We start from the raw sequence: 17,040 nt of genomic DNA, 5'->3' as shown, positions 1-17,040 counted from the left end.
CTTCCCGACGACGATGTTCACGGTGCTGTTCGCGCTCGCCCGCACGGTCGGCTGGATCGCCCAGTGGAACGAGATGATCGAGGATCCGGAACAGCGCATCGGCCGTCCGCGCCAGCTCTATGTCGGCGCACCGAAGCGCGACTACGTGCCGGTCTCCAAGCGCTGAGCCGCACGCAGCCCAAGAAAGAAAAGCCCGGTCAATCGCGACCGGGCTTTTTCGTTTGCAGGAGATCGAGGACGACGCGGGCGGCCGTCTCTCCGGGCGGCCTTTCCGTCTGCATGCGGGCATGGACGGCGTCGAAGCCCTCCAGCATGGCGCGGCGCTGCAGCGTGTCCGCCGACAGCCGCTCGAACCAGCGAGTCAGGCTGCCCGGGCGCACGACCTCGTTCACGTATTCCGGGACGATGGTGTAGTCGGCGATCAGGTTCGGCAGCGCCGCCGTCCAGATGCGGATGCGGCCGGCAAGGAGCTTCATCAGCCAGTCGACCTTGTAGGCGGAGACGACGGGGACACGGGCGAGCGCCAGCTCGAGGATGACGGTCCCGGAGGCGGCGATGGCGGCATCGGCCTCCGCGAAGGCGCGCCACTTGGCGTCCTGCGCGGTGGTGATCTCCGGCGGGACGGGCCAGCCGGCGGTGAGGCGCCGCACCAGCGCCTCCTGGCGCGGCACGGTGGGCAGCAGGAAGCGGATGCCGGGATTGCGCTGCGAGAGCTCCTGCGCCGCCGCGCCGAAGACCGGCAGCAGCCGGTTGATCTCGCCGGCGCGCGAGCCCGGCAGCAGCAGGCAGGTCTTCGCCGCGCTGTCCGGCCGCGCAAGCCGCGCGGCGCGGATACGGGCGATGGCGGGGTCGCCGGCCAGACGATGGCCGACATAGGTGGTCGGCGGGCCGGAGAGGCGCCGCATCGCCTCGGGCTCGAAGGGCAGCAGCGCCAGCACGTGGTCGACATAGGCGCGCATGCGCGGCGCGCGCTCCTCCTTCCAGGCCCAGACGCTGGGGCAGACGTAATCCACCACCGGCAGGTCCGGCAGGGCCTTCCGCACGCGGCGGGCGACGCGGTGGGTGAAGTCTGGGCTGTCGACGATGAGGAGCAGGTCGGGGCGCGCGGCGATAACCGCATCCGCCGTCTGGCGGATGCGCCGCAGCAGCGACGGCAGGCGCTTCAGCACCTGCGACACGCCCATGATGGAGAGCTCGGAGAAGTCGAAGAGCGAGACGAGCCCTTCCCGCTCCAGCGCCTCGCCGCCGACGCCGACCAGCTCGACGGGCCCCGGATGCAGGCGGCGGAGGGACGCCACGAGATCGCCGCCGAGCAGGTCGCCGGAAACCTCGCCGGCGATGACGGCGATCTTCAGCGGACGGTCCGTCATGGCACGTTCCCCCTTTCCCGCGGGCAGATGCCGGTGACGAAGAGGCCCGCCGCATCCGCCTCCGCCGCGAGCGCCTCGCGCTCCAGCACCAGCGAGCGCCCCGCCTCGACGGCGATGCCGGCGAGCCCCGCCGCGCGGATGCGGCGCAGGGTCTCGCGGCCGATCGCCGGCAGGTCGGCGCGGAAATCCTGTCCCGGCTTGCAGAGCTTCACCAGCACGCCCCTGCGGCGCCGGGAGATGCGGCCTTCGGCGCGCAGCGCCGCGACGCGCTCCAGCATGTCGTCCGTGCCTTCGGCCCCCTCCAGCGCCACCACGCGCCCGCCGACGGCGACCGCCCCCTGGCCGATGTCGAGCCGGCCGAGCGCCAGCGCGGCCTCCGCGGCGGCGGCGATGTCGGCCTCGGCCGCCGCATCCGGGCGGACGCGGCCGAGCGGGCCCGGCGCGGCGAGAAGGTCGGGCACGATCTCGTGCGCGCCGACGACGCGCACGCCCTCGCCCTCGAGCAGGCGGATCACCATCTTCAGGACGGCGTCGTCCCCGCCCTTGAGAAGGGTCCGCACCACGCCCGGCAGGCGGGCGATCGCGGCGAGCGGTGCGCGGATGTCGCGCCATTCCGGCCGGCGCCGCACCCAGCCGGAGAGCACGGCGCGGCCGATGCCGTTCTCGGCAAGGCCCGCGCGCAATCCCGCATAATCGCCGACGGAGACTATCCGATGCTCGAAGCCGGCCCAGTCCTCGGTGGATTCGGCGCGCAGCGCGAAGATGAAGGGATTTTCGCCGTGCGCGCGCGCCGCGTCCGCGACGTAGCGCGGCAGGAGGCCGCCGCCGGCGATGATGGCCAGCCTGTCCTGCGTCCCGGGCCGGCCCGCCGGCATGCCGGTCAGCCCTTGCCGCGATGCGGCGAGGAGAGCGCGCGGTCGCTGTCGGCGGCGATGAAATCGAGGATCTCGATCACCGGCGGGCAATCGGCATAGTCGCCGCGGATCGCCGCGGCATTGGCGCGGATCGAGCCTTCCGCCTCGAAGATCTGCTTGAAGGCGCGGCGGACCTGGTGGATCACCGGCTTCTCCATGCCGGCACGCGACATGCCGACGACGTTGAGGCCGCCGAGGATGCCGGGGTTGCCGTTGAGCATGCCGTAGGGGATGACGTCGTAGGAGACCGCCGAGAGGCCGCCGATGAAGGCCTGGCGGCCGATGCGGGTGAACTGGTGCACGGCCGAGCCGCCGCCGAGGATGGCGCGGTCGTCCACCCGGACGTGGCCCGCGAGCATGACGTTGTTCGACAGGATGACGCCGTTGCCGATCCGGCAGTCGTGCGCGACGTGGGAATTGGCGAGGAACAGGTTGCCGTTGCCGACCACCGTCTCGCCGCCGCCCTCGGTCGTGCCGGTGTTCATCGTCACGCCTTCGCGGATGGTGCAGTCCTCGCCGACGACAAGCGTCGTCTCGGCGCCGTCGTGGTGCAGGCTCTGCGGGTCGCCGCCGATCACGGCGTTGGAGAAGATGCGCGTGCGGCGGCCGATGGTCGTGCGGCCGGTGACGACGGCATGCGCCAGAAGCTCCACGTCATCGTGGAGGACGACCCTCGGACCCACATGGCAGAAGGGCCCCACCACGACGTTCTCGCCGACGACCGCGCCCTCCTCCACGACGGAAAGCGGGTGGATCTTCGCGCTGGCGGCTATCATCTGCTGCTGTCTTCCTTGTTGACGATCATCGCGCCGATATCAGCTTCGGCGACGAGATGCCCATCAACTTTTGCATCGCAATGAAACTTCCAGATATTGCCGCGCTGCTTCTGCTTGACGACGTGGAACTCGACGCGGTCGCCCGGAACGACCGGCCTGCGGAAGCGCGCATTGTCGATCGTCATGAAATAGACGAGGTTCGAGCCGGTGCCGGCCTTGCGCGCGCAGATCGCGCCCGCCGTCTGCGCCATGCCCTCGATCAGCAGCACGCCCGGCATGATCGGATTGTCGGGGAAATGGCCTGTGAAATGCGGCTCGTTGACCGTCACGTTCTTGATGCCGACCGCCGACTGGTCGCCGTCGATGTCGACGATCTTGTCGACCAGCAGGAAGGGATAGCGATGAGGAAGGAGCGTCAGAATCTCCCGCAGGTCGGCGATCCCGAGCGTTGCCTTGCTGTCCTCACTCATCCTTGTCCCCCTTTTTTCGACCGCGACTGCTGGACCGCATGGAAATCTCGGCGATGTCGCGCAGGAAATCGCGCATCGGCCGCGCCGGCACGCCGCCGAAGCGCTCGCCCGGCGGAATGTCGGAGACGACGCCGCTCATGGCGGCGATCTGGACGCCGTCGCCGATGGTGATATGGCCGTTGATGCCGCTCGCGCCGCCGATCATCACGCCGTCGCCGATGCGCGTGCTGCCGGCGATGCCGACCTTGCTGACGATGCCGCAATGGCGGCCGATGCGGACGTTGTGGCCGACCTGCACCTGGTTGTCGATCTTCGTGCCCTCGCCGATCACCGTGTCGTCCATGGTGCCGCGGTCGATCGTCGTGTTGGCGCCGATCTCGACATTGTCCTGGATGATGACGCGGCCGACCTGGACGATCTTGATCATGCCGCCCTTCGGGCCTGGGCCGTAGCCGAAGCCGTCCTGGCCGATGCGGGCGCCGGGATGGATGATGACGCCGTTGCCGACGAGCGCGCATTGCACGGTGGCGCCTGCGGCGACGGTACAGTCGCGACCGATGCGCACGCCGGGGCCGATGACCGCGCCGGGGCCGATGCGCGTTCCCGCGCCGATCTCCGCCTCGCGGCCGACGACCGCCATCGGCTCGACCGAGACGTCCGCCTCGAGCCGCGCCGTCGGATCGACGAAGGCGGCCGGCGACACCGCGCCGGCATCGGAAACCATGCGCTCGGGCCGCATCGCCGACGGATAGAGCAGCGCGCCGGCGAGCGCGAAGGCGGTGTGCGGACGGGACGTGACGAGGACGGCGATGTGCGCCGGCACGATCGGCGCGAGCGCGCGCTCGCAGATGAGCGCGGTCGCCCGACAGGTGGCGAGCTCGGAACGGAACCGCCGGGAGAGGATGTAGCAGACGTCCCCTTCCCGCGCGCGATCGACCGGCGACACGCTGCGCACGATCCGGTCGCCCTGCGCGGAATCCAGGAGCTCCGCCCCGACGGCCTGCGCGAAATCGGCGAGACGCACGCCGTCATGCGGCGGAAAGAACCAGTTGTGCTCCATCAGCAAGGCTCCAGAACGTCCGTGTTCGCGCGGTTCTGGACCGACAGCATCAGAACTGCGACGAGATGCCGAACTTGAAGCGCTGGGTCTCGTCGAAGGATTCCTTCTTGACCGGGAACGCGTAGTCGAAGCGCAGCGGACCGAAGGGCGAGGCCCAGATCACGCTGGCACCGACGGAGGCGCGCCACGACATGTCGGTTCCGCGCACGGCATCCGCAGCCACCGTCCGCACGTCGTTGCCGTAGAGCGTCCCCGCATCCGCGAAGAACGCGCCGCGGAAGCCGGAGTCACGGCCGACGAAGGGCAGCGGGAAGGTGACTTCCGCCGAGGCGGTGAAGTAGGTCGTGCCGCCCAGCGCGTCGCCGGTCGAGGTCGCGCGCGGGCCGATGCCGCCGGACTCGAAGCCGCGCAGGTCGTTGGCCGAGAGCGTGAACTGGTCGTAGACCTTCAGGCGGCCGCTCGTCGCCATCACGTGGCCGCCGCCGACCGTCAGCGAGCCGATCAGGTCGGCGTCGTCCATCAGCGTCTGATAGTAGCGGGCCTTACCGGTGATCTTGTAGAAGTCCGAATCGCCGCCGAGGCCGGCGAATTCATGCGTGATATTCGCCAGGATGCCTTCGCGCGGCGTGATGCGGTCGTCCGTCGAATCGTAGTTGATGCTGTGCGAGACGGAGGAGCGAACCCACGGGCTGCCGTTGACGACGTCCTGATAGGGCGACGACAGCTTGGCGAGGTTGCTGGACTTGTAGCGGAAGTCCGTGAAGTTGTAGCGCAGCGTCGTGGACAGCTCTTCGGTGATCGGCGCGGTCACGCGCAGCGTGAAGCCGCGGGTATCGACCGAGTAGAAGTCCTCGCTGTCGTTCTCGCGGCTGAACACGTCGAAGCCGGCGGCGAGACGGTAGCCGAGGAAGTAGGGCTCGGTGAAGGACAGCGAATAGTCGCGCGAGTTGCTGCCGGCACCGGCCGCCACGCGGATATACTGGCCGCGGCCGAGGAAGTTCTTCTCCTCGATCGAGGCCTCGAACTTGAAGCCGCCGTCGTTGCCGGTCTCGTAGCCGGCGCCGATGCCGAACGAGCCGGTCGACTGGTCCTGCACGTCGACGATGATGACGACGCGGTCGGCCGAGCTGCCCGGCGCCGTCGAGACGTTGACGGTCGAGAAGAAGCCGAGCGCCTCCAGGCGGCGCTTGGCGCGCGAGATCATCTCCTGGTTGAAGGCGTCGCCTTCGCCGATGTCGAACTCGCGGCGGATGACGTAGTCGCGCGTGCGGGTGTTGCCGCGGATCTCGATGCGCTCGACATAGGCGCGCTCGCCCTGGTCGACGAGGTAGTCGACGGCGATCGTGCCGTTGCCGAGGTCGCGGTTGCCGCGCGGCGTCACGCGGGCGAAGGGATAGCCCTTCGCGGCGACGCGGCTGGAAATCTCGGACATCGTCTCCTGCACGTCACGGGCGCGGTAGACCTTGCCGGGGCGCGATTCGATGAGGCCCCGCAGCTCCTCCGGATCGACGCCCTCGACGGTCGATTCGACGTTGACCTCGCCGAAATTGTAGCGCTGGCCTTCGTCGACCGTGAAGGTGATCGTGTATTCGTTCGTCGACTCGTCGAGCACCGCCTCGGAGGACAGGACGCGGAAGTCGGCATAGCCGTGGTTGAAGTAGAACTGGCGCAGCGCCTCCTCGTCGGCGCGCAGCTTGTCCTCGCTGTAGACGTCCTTGCGGGTCAGCCAGGAGAAGATGCCGGATTCCTTGGTGATGATCACCGATTCGAGGCGGCTGTTGCTGTAGGCCTGGTTGCCGACGAAATTGATGTTGCCGATCTTCGTGCGGTCGCCCTCGTTGACGACGAAGGCGAGGTTGACGCGGCCGTTGCCGAGCGGATGGACCTGCGTCGTCACGGTCGCGTCGCTGCGGCCGATCGCGGCATAGGCATCGCGGATCGCCTGGATGTCGGCCTCGATCGTCGTCTCGCTATAGGGGCCGAGCGACTGCGAGCGGACGACGCCGCGCAGCTTGTCGTCCTTGATCTTGCGGTTGCCGTTGAAGACGACCTGATTGATGAGCTGGTTCTCGTTGACGGTCACGACGAGCGTGCTGCCGGAAACCGCGATGCGGACGTCGGAGAAGTAGCCGGTCGAGAACAGGCGGCGCACCGAGGCGTCGATGTCCGCATTGGTGAAGTTCTTGCCGGGAACGATGGTGACGTTCGCCTTCACCGTCTCGGCGCTCACGCGCTCTGCGCCGCGAACCTGAATGCTGCGAATGACGGCGGCTTCGGCGGCCGTGGCGGAGACAAGCGTTGCGACGGATCCCCCCGTGACAACCAGGCTCGCCGACAGCGCAACGGCCGATACCGCGTTCAAAAGGTTTGAACCAGCTTTCATCTTCACTACTTACCTTCGTTTCAACGCCCCGGAATGCATACGCCCGAGTCCGGTACGTTTGCCGTTTTAACCGCTTTTGCCATACAAGCAAGCGCGCGGGTTAATTTCTGTTTACTTCAATTCCAACCGTGGCCCATAGGTCACTACGCAGTCGGAACAGGGTAAACAGACCTTTAGCGCAGCCTGCTTTCCGGCCTGCGGCCTCTCCCTCGAATTCCTGCCGCAATCCGCGCGGCCGGCGGTCAGCCGAGCAGCATCGAGATGTCGTTCCAGGTCGCGAAGACCATGAGCATCAGCACGAGCGCCATGCCGATGCGGAATGCGATCTCCTGCGCGCCCGGCCCGACCGGCCTGCCCCGGATTGCCTCCACCGCATAGAACATCAAATGGCCCCCATCAAGTACCGGGACCGGCATAAGGTTCAAAAGTCCAATGGAAACAGACAGAACGGCGGCAAGCTGCAGCAGCGCGGCAACACCTAGCGTCGCCATCTGGCCCGACGCCTGGGCGACGCGGATCGGCCCGCCGAGCTGATCGGCCTTCATGCGGCCCGTCACGAGATTCGCGAGATAGTCGAAGGTGCCGGTGACGATGTGCCAGCTCTGGATCACGCCCTGCCCCACGGCCTCCACCGGACCGTACTCGACGACGCGGAAATTGCCCGCCTCCTGGTTGGTGACGATGCCGATGATGCCGAGCTCCATCTTGTTGCCGAACTGGTCGGTCATCTCGGTGCGCTCGGGAACCATCGGCAGGTCACGCGTCTCGCCGTTCCGGCTGATGGTGACGAGGATCTCGATCTCCGGGCGCACGCTCACGTAGCGGCGCACGTCGTCGAAGGTGGCGACCGGATGGCCGTCGAGCGCCACGAGCAGGTCGCCGGGGCGCACGCCCGCGGCTTCCGCCGCACTTCCCGCGCGCACCTCCGCCACGACCGGATCGGCGATCTGCCGGCCGTAGATGGAGAACATCACGGCGAAGATGGCGATGGCGAGGACGAAATTGGCGATCGGGCCGGCGGCGACCGTGACGGCGCGCTTCCACAGCGCCGCGCCGAGGAAGGTCCGCTTTCGCTCCGTCTCCGGAAGCGCGGCGAGCGCATCGTAGTCCGGCGTCGAGGCGGCGTCCTCGTCGCCGAGGAATTTCACGTAGCCGCCGAGCGGGATCGCCGAGAGCTTCCAGCGGGTGCCGTGCCGGTCGGTGAAGCCGAAGAGCTCAGGCCCGAAGCCGACGGAGAAGGCGGTGATGCCGATGCCGGACCAGCGGCCGGCGAGATAATGGCCCATCTCGTGCACGAAGACGATCAGCGTCAGCACGATCAGGAAGGGCAGGATGTAGCCCGTCAGGAAGCCGGCCGAGCCGGACAGGAATTCCATGGAGATCGTCCTCCCTTTCGTGGGGTCAGCGGCCCAGAAGCAGCGCGCCTGCCGGCATGCCCGCCCCGCCCATGATCAGGGCTTCGCCGAGGATGACGATGAACGCGGCGAAACAGGCGAAAACAAGGCCGTCGACGCGGTCCATCACGCCGCCGTGGCCGGGAATGAGGCGGCTCGAATCCTTGACGCCGAAACGCCGCTTGATGAAGGATTCGCCGAGGTCGCCGATCTGGCTGCAGACCGACAGCAGGAGCGCGAGGACGGGAATGCGCAGGCCGTCCGCGCCGTAGAACGCCGCATGGAGGAGCGTGCCGGCGATCACCGCGCAGATCGTGCCGCCGATGGCGCCGGACCAGGTCTTGCCGGGCGAGATCGGCGGCGCGAGCTTCGGGCCCCTGAGCGCCCGGCCGATGAAGAAGGCGCAGATGTCGGTCGCCCAGACGACGGCGAAGAGGAACAGCATCGCGACAAGGCCCGACGGGTCGCCGCCGCGGATCGCCGCGAGCGAGAGCCCCGACAGGCCGGCATAGATGATGCCGCCGACGAGCCAGCCGTCGGCGCGCCGGAAGACCGCCATTTCCGCAAGGCCCGCGACGAGCACGAGGAGCAGCAGGCCCGCCCCCGCATTCACATAGTCGAAGAGGGTGAGGAGCGCGACGAGCGCGACGACGCACCAGCCGGCGACGTTGCCGACGCGGTCCTTCTCGGCGATGCGCGTGATCGTCGACCACTCGTAATAGAGAAGGAGGGCGATCGCCGCCGAAAACAGCCGGAAGGCCAGGCCGCCCGCCCAGGTCGCCGCCAGCACAACGGCGGCGAGCACGACGGCGGAGGCGATGCGCAGGCGCAGTTCGCTCGACATCACGAACCCACCGCCAGCGTCGGCTGCAGCCCGCCGAAGCGGCGTTCGCGCATCGAATAGCGGGCGAGCGCCGCCAGGAAGGTCTCGCGCGAGAAATCGGGCCAGAAGTCCGGCACGAACATCAGCTCGGAATAGGCGGCCTGCCAGAGCAGGAAGTTCGACAGCCGCTCCTCGCCGCTGGTGCGGATGATGAGGTCGGGATCGGGAATGCCGGCGGTATCGAGAGAGGCGCCGATCCGCTCGGGCGTGATCGCGGACGGATCGAGCCGGCCGGCGGCCACCTCGCCCGCGAGCTTGCGCACGGCGCGGGCGATCTCGTCGCGGGCGCCGTAGTTGAAGGCGATGACCAGCGTGATGCCGGTGTTCAGCCGGGTCGTCTCCTCCGCTTCCAGGAGCAGCGGCAGCAGGTCGCTTCTCAGATTGGCCCGGTCGCCGATGACGCGGATGCGCACGTTCTCGCGATGGAGCGAGGCGAGGTCGCGGCGGATGAAGGTCTTGAGCAGGCCCATCAGGTCGGAGATCTCGCTCTGCGGCCGGTTCCAGTTCTCGGAGGAGAAGGCGAAGAGCGTGAGATAGGCGACGCCGCATTCCGCCGCGGTGCGCACGGCCTCGCGCACCGTCTCCACGCCCTTGCGGTGGCCCATGGTGCGCGGCAGGCCGCGGGCGTTCGCCCAGCGTCCGTTGCCATCCATGATGATGGCGACATGGGCCGGGACGGTGCTGGGCGGAAGAGACGACATGAGCGATCCGGAGCGGGAGGAGACGGGAAAGGCCGGGCGCAGCCTAGACCTGCATGATTTCCTTTTCCTTCTCGGCGAGCAAGCGCTCGACCTCGACAATCGTCTCGTCGGTCATCTTCTGGACTTTTTCCGACTGGCTGCGGGACATGTCCTGGCCGATCTCGCCGTCCTTCTCCGCCTTCTTCAGGTCGTCCATGCCGTCGCGGCGCACGTGGCGGATCGCCACCTTCGCCTTCTCGGCATAGTCGTGGGCGACCTTGACCAGCGACTTGCGGCGCTCCTCGTTCAGCTCCGGCAGCGGGATGCGGAGGTTCTGGCCGTCGATGATCGGGTTGAGGCCGAGGTTCGATTCGCGGATGCCGCGCTCGACCGCGCCGACCATGCCCTTGTCCCAGACCGAGACGGAGAGCATGCGCGGCTCGGGCACGGAGATGTTGGCGACCTGGTTCAGCGGCACGCGCGAGCCGTAGGCCTCGACGAGGACCGGATCGAGCACGTTGGCGGACGCGCGCCCCGTGCGCAGCGAGGCGATATCGTTCTTGAACGCGGAAACGGCGCCCTCCATGCGGCGCTTCAGTTCCGTCATGTCAACACCTTCACTCATCGGAATACTCCCATTTTCAGAAAGCGGCTGCGCGCGGACCGTGCGCGCCGACTCAGAATCAGTTGTCGGTTACGATGGTACCGCGTCCGCCACCGGTCAATATTTCGGCAAAACCGCCCTTCTCGTGGATCGAGAACACGACGATCGGGATCGCGTTCTCCCGCGCCAGCGCCACCGCCGCGACGTCCATCACCGCAAGGCCCTTCTCCAGCACCTCGCTGTGGGTGAGCCGGTCGAAGCGGGTCGCGGCCGGGTCCTTCTTCGGGTCGGCGGAATAGATGCCGTCGACCTGCGTGCCCTTGAAGAGCGCCTCCGCGCCCATTTCGGCCGCGCGCAGCGCGGCGGCGGAATCGGTGGTGAAGAAGGGATTGCCGGTGCCGCCGGCGAAGATCACGACGCGGCCGAGCGAGAGGTGATGGAGCGTGGCGCGCTGCGAGAAGCTCTCGCAGATCTCCGGCATGGCGATGGCCGAGAGCACGACCGTGTCGATGTCGAGCTTGCGCAGCGAGGTGGCGAGCGCGAGCGCGTTGATGACGGTGGCGAGCATGCCCATGTGGTCGCCGGTCACCCGGTCGCCGCCCTTGGAGGCGACGGCCACGCCGCGGAAGATGTTGCCGCCGCCGACGACGACTCCCACCTCCACGCCGAGCGCGCGCGCCTCGGCGATGTCGGAGGCGATGCGGTCGGCGACCGCGACGTCGATGCCAAAACCCTGCGATCCCATCAGCGCCTCGCCGGAGGCTTTCAAGAGAACACGTTTGTAGAGTGGCTTGGCAGTCATCGTCGCTCCTGAAGTTTCGGCCCCCGCAGCCCGGCATGCCCGATACACGAAGGGCGCCGCGTTGTCACGCGGCGCCCCCGTTCTTTTCCCCGACAGGGTTGAAGAAAATCAGCCCTTGGCGGCGGCGGCCACTTCCGCGGCGAAGTCGGTCGCTTCCTTCTCGACGCCTTCACCCAGCAGCAGGCGGGCCATGCCGGTGACCTCGATCGGCGCGCCGACGGTCTTTTCGGCTTCCTTGACGGCCGCGCCGACCGTGAGGTCGGGGTTCATGACGAAGGCCTGCGAGAGAAGGGCGACTTCCTCGAAGAACTTGCGCATGCGGCCTTCCACCATCTTCTCGATGATGTTGTCCGGCTTGCCGGAGGCGCGCGACTGCTCGATGAAGACGTTGCGCTCGCGCTCGGCGACAGCCGCGTCGACTTCCTCGGCGCGGATGGCGAGCGGGTTCGTCGCGGCGACATGCATGGCCACCTGGCGGCCGATCACGGCAAGGGCTTCCTTGTCGCCGGTCGACTTCAGCGCGACGAGCACGCCGAGCTTGCCAAGGCCGTCGGCGACGCCGTTGTGGATGTAGGTGGCGACGACGCCGTCATCGACCGACAGCAGCGCGGCACGGCGCAGGTTCATGTTCTCGCCGATTGTAGCGATGGCGTCGGTGATGGTCTCCTGCACAGACTTGCCGGTCGCCGGATAGGTGGCGGCGGAGATCGCCTCGACGGAGCCGTCGGTGCCGAGCGCCACGGAGGCCACGCCGCGCACGAGGTCCTGGAAGGCGTCGTTGCGGGCGACGAAGTCGGTCTCGGAGTTGATCTCGACGACGACGGCCCTGGTGCCGGCGGCCGCGATGCCGATCAGGCCCTCGGCGGCGGTGCGGCCGGACTTCTTGTCGGCCTTGGCGATGCCCTTGGCGCGCAGCCAGTCGACGGCCGCTTCCATGTCGCCGTTGGTCTCGGCGAGCGCCTTCTTGCAATCCATCATGCCTGCGCCGGTCTTCTCGCGCAGTTCCTTCACCATTGCTGCAGTAACAGTCATCGTATCGCCTCTTTGCGGGTTCTGGGGGAAGCCGGCGGGCGCTGCGCTCCGCTGGTCCCGGTTTTCGGCAGGGATGGCCCCTGGATGTAACGGTATGATGAACGGATCATCCTTCGCGCTCCCGGCGGCCATCGCGGCGCCGGAAACGAACAAGGCCGCTCGACCTTTCGGCGGAGAACGGCCTTGTCCTGATTTTTCAACGGGAAGCGGCGGGAACCGCCGCCGCCCTGTCCGATCAGACTTCGGCCGATCAGGCTTCGGTTTCGTCCAGCGCCGGCTCGACCGGAGCCTCGGCGGACGCGCCGATGTCGCGGCCGGAAGCGCCCTGCTGGCGCGCGATGCCGTCGATGGCGGCGCGAGCGATCAGGTCGCAATAGAGCGCGATGGCGCGCGAGGCGTCGTCGTTGCCGGGGATCGGGAAGTCGATCGGGTCCGGATCGCAGTTGGAGTCGATGATGGCGACGACCGGGATGCCGAGACGCTTGGCTTCCTCGATCGCGATCGATTCCTTGTTGGTGTCGATGATGAACATCAGGTCCGGCGTGCCGCCCATGTCACGGATGCCGCCGAGGGCCTTTTCCAGCTTCTCGCGCTCGCGCTCGAGGTTCAGGCGCTCCTTCTTGGAGTAGCCCGAGGATTCCGAGGAGAGGATCTCGTCGAGCTTGCGCAGGCGCTGGATCGAGTTGGAGATCGTCTTCCAGTTCGTCAGCATGCCGCCGAGCCAGCGGGCGTTGACGTAATACTGGGCCGAGCGCTTGGCGGCGTCGGCGATGATCTCGGACGCCTGGCGCTTGGTGCCGACGAAGAGGACGCGGCCGCCGCCGGCGACGGTGTCGCTGACGACCTGAAGGGCGCGGCTCAGCATCGGGACCGTCTGGGCGAGGTCGATGATGTGGACGTTGTTGCGGTCGCCGAAGATGTACGGCTTCATCTTCGGGTTCCAGCGGTGGGTCTGGTGGCCGAAGTGAACGCCGGCTTCCAGAAGCTGGCGCATGCTGAAATCAGGCAAGGACATGCCTTTTTCTCCTTTTCCGGTTGAACCTCCGCAAGGCGATCAGCCGACCCTCACCGGGTCCGCCACCGGCGGAACCGTCCGGATGTCTCCCGGACCGTCCCATGCCTTACGTGTGGAATGGCTGCCCCTTAACCGCAGTTTTCCGGCAAATCAAGGGCAGCGGGGTAAAAATGTGCCCCCGTCCGGCCTGCCGGCCACCTTCTCCTCGCAAGCGGAGAGAAGGAAACAAGCCGCATGGTTTTCCCGAACCGCCATTGTCTCGTGGGGCAGGTCCCCTCTCCCCGCCCGCGGGGAGAGGGTTAGGGCGAGGGGTAAGCCGCGAGGAATGCCCTACCGGCACTCTTCCTGCTTGAACATCTCCAGCTTGGCGAGCTTGCCGGAGATGACGAACTCGCCGTAGTCCATGGTGAGGTCGCGGGTGATCCCGTTCTCGTAGAGCTTGAAGGACATGCGGTAGACGGGCAGCGCGTCGCCGCCGCTGCTCACGTCGTCGTAATAGGCGATCGAGACCGGCCAGAAGGCCTGGGCGGAGAAGCTGCCGGCCCGGTCGGCGTCGGGATCGCCCGCCTCCGGCATCTCCTTCCTGCCGACGACCGTCGTGGTGATCAGCGTCTTGTCGCCTGAATCCGAGCCGTCGAAGATGCGCGACTCGAAGAAGCGGTCGCCCTTGCGGGCGCGCTCGATCACCTCGATCATGTGCTCGGTCGGAAAGCGGCTCTCGGCAAGCTCCACCTGGCGCTTTTCCGGAGCGGAGAGATCGACGCTGACGCCGCCCTTGTTCTCGTGGGCGGAACCGCGCACCTCCTTGTCCAGCTTCTCGTCGGTGAAGGAGCGGGTGAGGAAGCGGAAGCTGCCGCTCTTCAGGTCCTCGTAGGTGGTCGTCTGCTGGTCGGTGAGGCGGGTCTCCTCGCCGGTGTCGACCTGGGTGACGAAGCGGAAGCTGACGGTATAGCCCTCGCAGGGGCTGCCGTTGAACTCGTAGACCATGCGGCCGTACATGCCGGCGATGCCGGAGCGCTCGGAGGCATCCTTCAGCTGGAGATCGTAGACGGCGCGGTGCGGCGCGAGCCCGGGCGCCGGCGTGGCCCGGGCGGGCGCGCCGATGACGACGGTGCATGCCCCGGCCAGGACGACCGCGGCAAAGGCTGAACGAAACATCCGTTTCCTCCTGTTGGACTCGGTCGGGATGTTATAAGAACTCTTCCGGCAAAAGCGAGGCAATATCGCCGCCCGCATCACATTGTCATGTCGCAAGAGGAAACCGGAATGTCCGCTGAAATCGAAAACCGCGTCAAGGAACTGGGCTACGACATTCCCGTGGCCGCAGCGCCGGCCGCGAACTACGTGCCCTATGTCGTCAGCGGCTCGATCCTGCACATTGCCGGCCAGCTGCCGATGCTCGAAGGCAAGCTCGCCGTCACCGGACATCTCGGCAGGGACGTCGACGTCGCCGCCGGCCAGAAGGCGGCGGAGCTTTGCGCCGTCAACCTGCTCGCCCAGGCCAAGGCCGCGCTCGGCGACCTTTCGCGCATCAGGCGCGTCATCAAGATCAACGGCTTCGTCGCCTCCGCCCCCGACTTCGTCGAGCAGCACCTCGTCATCAACGGCGCGTCGAACCTGCTCGTCGGCGCGCTGGGCGACGCCGGCCGGCACGCGCGGGCGGCGGTCGGCATGGCGGCGCTGCCGCTGAACGCCGCCGTCGAGATCGACGCCATCATGGAAATCGCCTGATGGGCGGGCTCGGCTGGCTGACGGAAAGGCCGATCGCCCACCGCGGCTTCCACGACCGCAACCGCACCGTCTGGGAGAACACGCTTACCGCCTTCGCGCGCGCGGCCGAGGCCGGCTTTTCCATCGAATGCGACCTGCAATATGCCGCGGACGCGGTTCCGGTCGTCTTCCATGACGGCACGCTGAAGCGGGTCTGCGGCATCGACGGCGACGTGCGCAAGCGCACGGCGGCCGAACTCGGGCTGCTGTCGGTCGGCGGCACGGCCGACCGCGTGCCGACGCTCCGGCAGTTGCTAGCCCTCGTCGACGGCCGGGTGCCGCTGATCATCGAGCTCAAGGGACGCACGGGCGACGACGAGGGTTTCGCCATGGCGGTGCTCGACGTGCTGGAAGGCTACGAGGGCCCTGTCGCGCTGATGAGCTTCGACCGCTGGCTGCTCGCGGACCTGAAGGCGCTCGACCCGCCCTGCCCCGTCGGCCTGACCGCCGAGGGCACGACGCCGGAGGAACTCGCATCGCACGAAGAGGCCATGCGCCTCGGCCTCGATTTCATCTCCTACAACTACGAGCACCTGCCGAACGCCTTCGTCGACAGGCAACGCGCCCTCGGCCGGCCGGTCATCACCTGGACCGTGCAGGACGACGAGGCCCGCACCATCACGGCGCTTCATGCGGACCAGATGACCTTCGAGGGATTCGATCCGCGCGAGGCGCTCACGGCCTGACATGGCAGGGCCGCTCGCGATCCGCATCGAGACCAGCCTTTCCGCCGTCCCGGCGGAGGAATGGGCGCGGCTTGCCGGCGCTTCGCGCGGCGATCCGGCAGCACCCTACAATCCTTTCGTAAGCCACGCCTTTCTTTCCGCGCTGGAGGATTCGGGCTGCGCCGTCGCCGATGCCGGGTGGCTCGGCCAGCATCTCCTGCTGCAGGATGAGGACGGCACGCTTCTCGGCGCGCTCCCCGCCTATCTCAAGAGCCACAGCCGCGGCGAATACGTCTTCGACCAGGGCTGGGCCGACGCCTTCGAGCGCGCCGGCGGGCGCTACTATCCGAAGCTGCAGGCCTCAGTACCCTTCACGCCGGCGACCGGGCCGCGGCTGATGCACCGTTCCGGCCGGCCGGCGCCCGACATCCGGGCGGCGCTCGCGGAAGGGTTGAAGGAGCTGACGCGCCGGCACGGCATCTCGTCCGCGCACGCGACCTTCGTGCCGGAGGCGGAGATGGCGGCGTTCGAGGCGGCGGGCTACCTGCACCGCACCGACCAGCAGTTCCATTTCCTCAATGCCGGCTACGGCGCCTACGCGGACTTCCTCGAAACGCTCGCCTCGCGCAAGCGCAAGGCACTGAAGAAGGAGCGGCGCGCGGCGCTGGAGAACGGCATCACCATCGACTGGCTGACGGGGTCCGACCTGACCGAGGAGATCTGGGACCAGTTCTTCGCCTTCTACATGGACACCGGCAGCCGCAAGTGGGGCCGGCCCTATCTCAACCGCCGCTTCTACAGCCTGATCGGCGAGCGCATGGCCGACGACATCCTGCTGGTGATGGCCAAGCGCGGCGGCCGTTACGTCGCCGGGGCGATCAACTTCGTCGGCGGCGACGCGCTCTACGGCCGCCACTGGGGCTGCATCGAGGATCACCCTTTCCTGCATTTCGAGGTCTGCTACCATCAGGCGATCGACTTCGCCATCGCCCGCGGCCTGAAGCGCGTCGAGGCGGGCGCGCAAGGGGAGCACAAGCTGGCGCGCGGCTACCTGCCGGTGACGACCCATTCCGCCCACTACATCGCCCATGCCGGCCTGCGCCGGGCGGTCGCCGACTACCTGGAGCACGAGCGGCGCGAGGTGGAGGCGATGGGCGACTATCTCGCCGACCACGGCCCCTTCCGCCGCGGACCGGAAAACGACACGGACTGAACGATCGGA

General features: G+C 67.9%; 18 protein-coding genes. 4 read left to right on the top strand and 14 right to left on the bottom strand.

The genetic code is table 11. The features are described from left to right. Nucleotides 1–166 (top strand): citrate/2-methylcitrate synthase (locus NNZ72_RS13365; protein WP_306766300.1); only part of this gene is annotated, 166 nt, incomplete at its 5' end. A 31-nt stretch (nucleotides 167–197) separates the two neighbouring features. Here the strand turns inward: NNZ72_RS13365 and lpxB are convergent. The 14 genes from lpxB to NNZ72_RS13295 form a co-directional block, all read right to left on the bottom strand. Then, complete coding sequence (lpxB, locus tag NNZ72_RS13360; protein WP_257315806.1) at nucleotides 198–1,370, bottom strand: lipid-A-disaccharide synthase; 1,173 nt, start codon at nucleotides 1,368–1,370, stop codon at nucleotides 198–200. After that, entirely contained in the window at nucleotides 1,367–2,245 is an 879-nt protein-coding gene (locus NNZ72_RS13355) for an LpxI family protein (protein ID WP_257315805.1), read from the bottom strand. The genes lpxB and NNZ72_RS13355 overlap by 4 nt, the downstream gene beginning before the upstream one ends. A 5-nt stretch (nucleotides 2,246–2,250) precedes the next feature. Further along, entirely contained in the window at nucleotides 2,251–3,060 is an 810-nt protein-coding gene (gene lpxA, locus NNZ72_RS13350; RefSeq protein ID WP_257315803.1) for an acyl-ACP--UDP-N-acetylglucosamine O-acyltransferase, read from the bottom strand. Then, nucleotides 3,057–3,530 carry a 3-hydroxyacyl-ACP dehydratase FabZ gene (fabZ, locus tag NNZ72_RS13345; protein WP_257315802.1) on the bottom strand — a complete coding sequence of 158 codons (474 nt, stop codon included), beginning with the start codon at nucleotides 3,528–3,530 and terminating at the stop codon, nucleotides 3,057–3,059. Before fabZ ends, lpxA begins: the two co-directional genes overlap by 4 nt. Beyond that, on the bottom strand, nucleotides 3,523–4,590 hold the full coding sequence (lpxD, locus tag NNZ72_RS13340; protein ID WP_257315801.1) for a UDP-3-O-(3-hydroxymyristoyl)glucosamine N-acyltransferase: 1,068 nt from the start codon (nucleotides 4,588–4,590) through the stop codon (nucleotides 3,523–3,525). Before lpxD ends, fabZ begins: the two co-directional genes overlap by 8 nt. Nucleotides 4,591–4,639: 49 nt before the next feature. Then, nucleotides 4,640–6,973, bottom strand: a complete 2,334-nt coding sequence (gene bamA / locus NNZ72_RS13335) for an outer membrane protein assembly factor BamA (RefSeq protein WP_257315800.1) — start codon at nucleotides 6,971–6,973, stop codon at nucleotides 4,640–4,642. Nucleotides 6,974–7,215: 242 nt separating this feature from the next. Continuing rightward, entirely contained in the window at nucleotides 7,216–8,349 is a 1,134-nt protein-coding gene (gene rseP, locus NNZ72_RS13330; protein WP_257315799.1) for an RIP metalloprotease RseP, read from the bottom strand. A gap of 25 nt (nucleotides 8,350–8,374) precedes the next feature. Continuing rightward, the gene (locus tag NNZ72_RS13325; protein WP_257315798.1) at nucleotides 8,375–9,211 is read right to left on the bottom strand and encodes a phosphatidate cytidylyltransferase; all 837 of its coding nucleotides are present in this window, start codon (nucleotides 9,209–9,211) and stop codon (nucleotides 8,375–8,377) included. After that, nucleotides 9,211–9,951, bottom strand: coding sequence for an isoprenyl transferase (locus NNZ72_RS13320; RefSeq protein WP_257315797.1), 741 nt, complete (start codon nucleotides 9,949–9,951; stop codon nucleotides 9,211–9,213). The genes NNZ72_RS13325 and NNZ72_RS13320 overlap by 1 nt, the downstream gene beginning before the upstream one ends. Before the next feature lie 43 nt (nucleotides 9,952–9,994). After that, the gene (frr, locus tag NNZ72_RS13315) at nucleotides 9,995–10,555 is read right to left on the bottom strand and encodes a ribosome recycling factor (RefSeq protein WP_257315796.1); all 561 of its coding nucleotides are present in this window, start codon (nucleotides 10,553–10,555) and stop codon (nucleotides 9,995–9,997) included. Nucleotides 10,556–10,613: 58 nt separating this feature from the next. Continuing rightward, nucleotides 10,614–11,336 (bottom strand): UMP kinase, encoded by a 723-nt coding sequence (gene pyrH, locus NNZ72_RS13310; protein ID WP_257315795.1) that lies wholly within the window; start codon nucleotides 11,334–11,336, stop codon nucleotides 10,614–10,616. Between the two features lie 108 nt (nucleotides 11,337–11,444). Next, on the bottom strand, nucleotides 11,445–12,368 hold the full coding sequence (gene tsf / locus NNZ72_RS13305) for a translation elongation factor Ts (protein ID WP_257315794.1): 924 nt from the start codon (nucleotides 12,366–12,368) through the stop codon (nucleotides 11,445–11,447). A gap of 250 nt (nucleotides 12,369–12,618) precedes the next feature. Continuing rightward, complete coding sequence (gene rpsB / locus NNZ72_RS13300; protein WP_257315793.1) at nucleotides 12,619–13,383, bottom strand: 30S ribosomal protein S2; 765 nt, start codon at nucleotides 13,381–13,383, stop codon at nucleotides 12,619–12,621. A 330-nt stretch (nucleotides 13,384–13,713) separates the two neighbouring features. Then, nucleotides 13,714–14,541: a cell envelope integrity EipB family protein gene (locus tag NNZ72_RS13295; RefSeq protein ID WP_257315792.1), complete on the bottom strand. Its 828-nt coding sequence runs from the start codon at nucleotides 14,539–14,541 to the stop codon at nucleotides 13,714–13,716. Between the two features lie 108 nt (nucleotides 14,542–14,649). On the opposite strand from NNZ72_RS13295, the gene NNZ72_RS13290 reads away from it, so the two are divergent. Genes NNZ72_RS13290 through NNZ72_RS13280 form a run of 3 tightly spaced genes read left to right on the top strand, consistent with a single transcriptional unit; the run spans nucleotide 14,650 to nucleotide 17,031 of the window. Then, entirely contained in the window at nucleotides 14,650–15,114 is a 465-nt protein-coding gene (locus tag NNZ72_RS13290) for a RidA family protein (RefSeq protein WP_257315791.1), read from the top strand. Then, nucleotides 15,114–15,839 carry a glycerophosphodiester phosphodiesterase gene (locus tag NNZ72_RS13285; protein WP_257315790.1) on the top strand — a complete coding sequence of 242 codons (726 nt, stop codon included), beginning with the start codon at nucleotides 15,114–15,116 and terminating at the stop codon, nucleotides 15,837–15,839. The genes NNZ72_RS13290 and NNZ72_RS13285 overlap by 1 nt, the downstream gene beginning before the upstream one ends. A gap of 1 nt (nucleotide 15,840) precedes the next feature. Next, entirely contained in the window at nucleotides 15,841–17,031 is a 1,191-nt protein-coding gene (locus NNZ72_RS13280; RefSeq protein WP_257315789.1) for a GNAT family N-acetyltransferase, read from the top strand. Nucleotides 17,032–17,040 lie beyond the last annotated feature (9 nt).

Source organism: Shinella pollutisoli (assembly GCF_024609765.1).
GTDB classification, from domain to species: Bacteria; Pseudomonadota; Alphaproteobacteria; order Rhizobiales; family Rhizobiaceae; genus Shinella; species Shinella pollutisoli.
This window is presented reverse-complemented; position numbering and strand designations above follow the sequence as displayed.

Excerpts from the sequence above, each read along its gene's own strand:
- lpxB (WP_257315806.1), bottom strand. The coding sequence starts at position 1,370 with ATGACGGACCGTCCGCTGAAGATCGCCGTCATCGCCGGCGAGGTTTCC.
- NNZ72_RS13355 (WP_257315805.1), bottom strand. The coding sequence starts at position 2,245 with ATGCCGGCGGGCCGGCCCGGGACGCAGGACAGGCTGGCCATCATCGCC.
- lpxA (WP_257315803.1), bottom strand. The coding sequence starts at position 3,060 with ATGATAGCCGCCAGCGCGAAGATCCACCCGCTTTCCGTCGTGGAGGAG.
- fabZ (WP_257315802.1), bottom strand. The coding sequence starts at position 3,530 with ATGAGTGAGGACAGCAAGGCAACGCTCGGGATCGCCGACCTGCGGGAG.
- lpxD (WP_257315801.1), bottom strand. The coding sequence starts at position 4,590 with ATGGAGCACAACTGGTTCTTTCCGCCGCATGACGGCGTGCGTCTCGCC.
- bamA (WP_257315800.1), bottom strand. The coding sequence starts at position 6,973 with ATGAAAGCTGGTTCAAACCTTTTGAACGCGGTATCGGCCGTTGCGCTG.
- rseP (WP_257315799.1), bottom strand. The coding sequence starts at position 8,349 with ATGGAATTCCTGTCCGGCTCGGCCGGCTTCCTGACGGGCTACATCCTG.
- NNZ72_RS13325 (WP_257315798.1), bottom strand. The coding sequence starts at position 9,211 with ATGTCGAGCGAACTGCGCCTGCGCATCGCCTCCGCCGTCGTGCTCGCC.
- NNZ72_RS13320 (WP_257315797.1), bottom strand. The coding sequence starts at position 9,951 with ATGTCGTCTCTTCCGCCCAGCACCGTCCCGGCCCATGTCGCCATCATC.
- frr (WP_257315796.1), bottom strand. The coding sequence starts at position 10,555 with ATGAGTGAAGGTGTTGACATGACGGAACTGAAGCGCCGCATGGAGGGC.
- pyrH (WP_257315795.1), bottom strand. The coding sequence starts at position 11,336 with ATGACTGCCAAGCCACTCTACAAACGTGTTCTCTTGAAAGCCTCCGGC.
- tsf (WP_257315794.1), bottom strand. The coding sequence starts at position 12,368 with ATGACTGTTACTGCAGCAATGGTGAAGGAACTGCGCGAGAAGACCGGC.
- rpsB (WP_257315793.1), bottom strand. The coding sequence starts at position 13,383 with ATGTCCTTGCCTGATTTCAGCATGCGCCAGCTTCTGGAAGCCGGCGTT.
- NNZ72_RS13295 (WP_257315792.1), bottom strand. The coding sequence starts at position 14,541 with ATGTTTCGTTCAGCCTTTGCCGCGGTCGTCCTGGCCGGGGCATGCACC.
- NNZ72_RS13290 (WP_257315791.1), top strand. The coding sequence starts at position 14,650 with ATGTCCGCTGAAATCGAAAACCGCGTCAAGGAACTGGGCTACGACATT.
- NNZ72_RS13285 (WP_257315790.1), top strand. The coding sequence starts at position 15,114 with ATGGGCGGGCTCGGCTGGCTGACGGAAAGGCCGATCGCCCACCGCGGC.
- NNZ72_RS13280 (WP_257315789.1), top strand. The coding sequence starts at position 15,841 with ATGGCAGGGCCGCTCGCGATCCGCATCGAGACCAGCCTTTCCGCCGTC.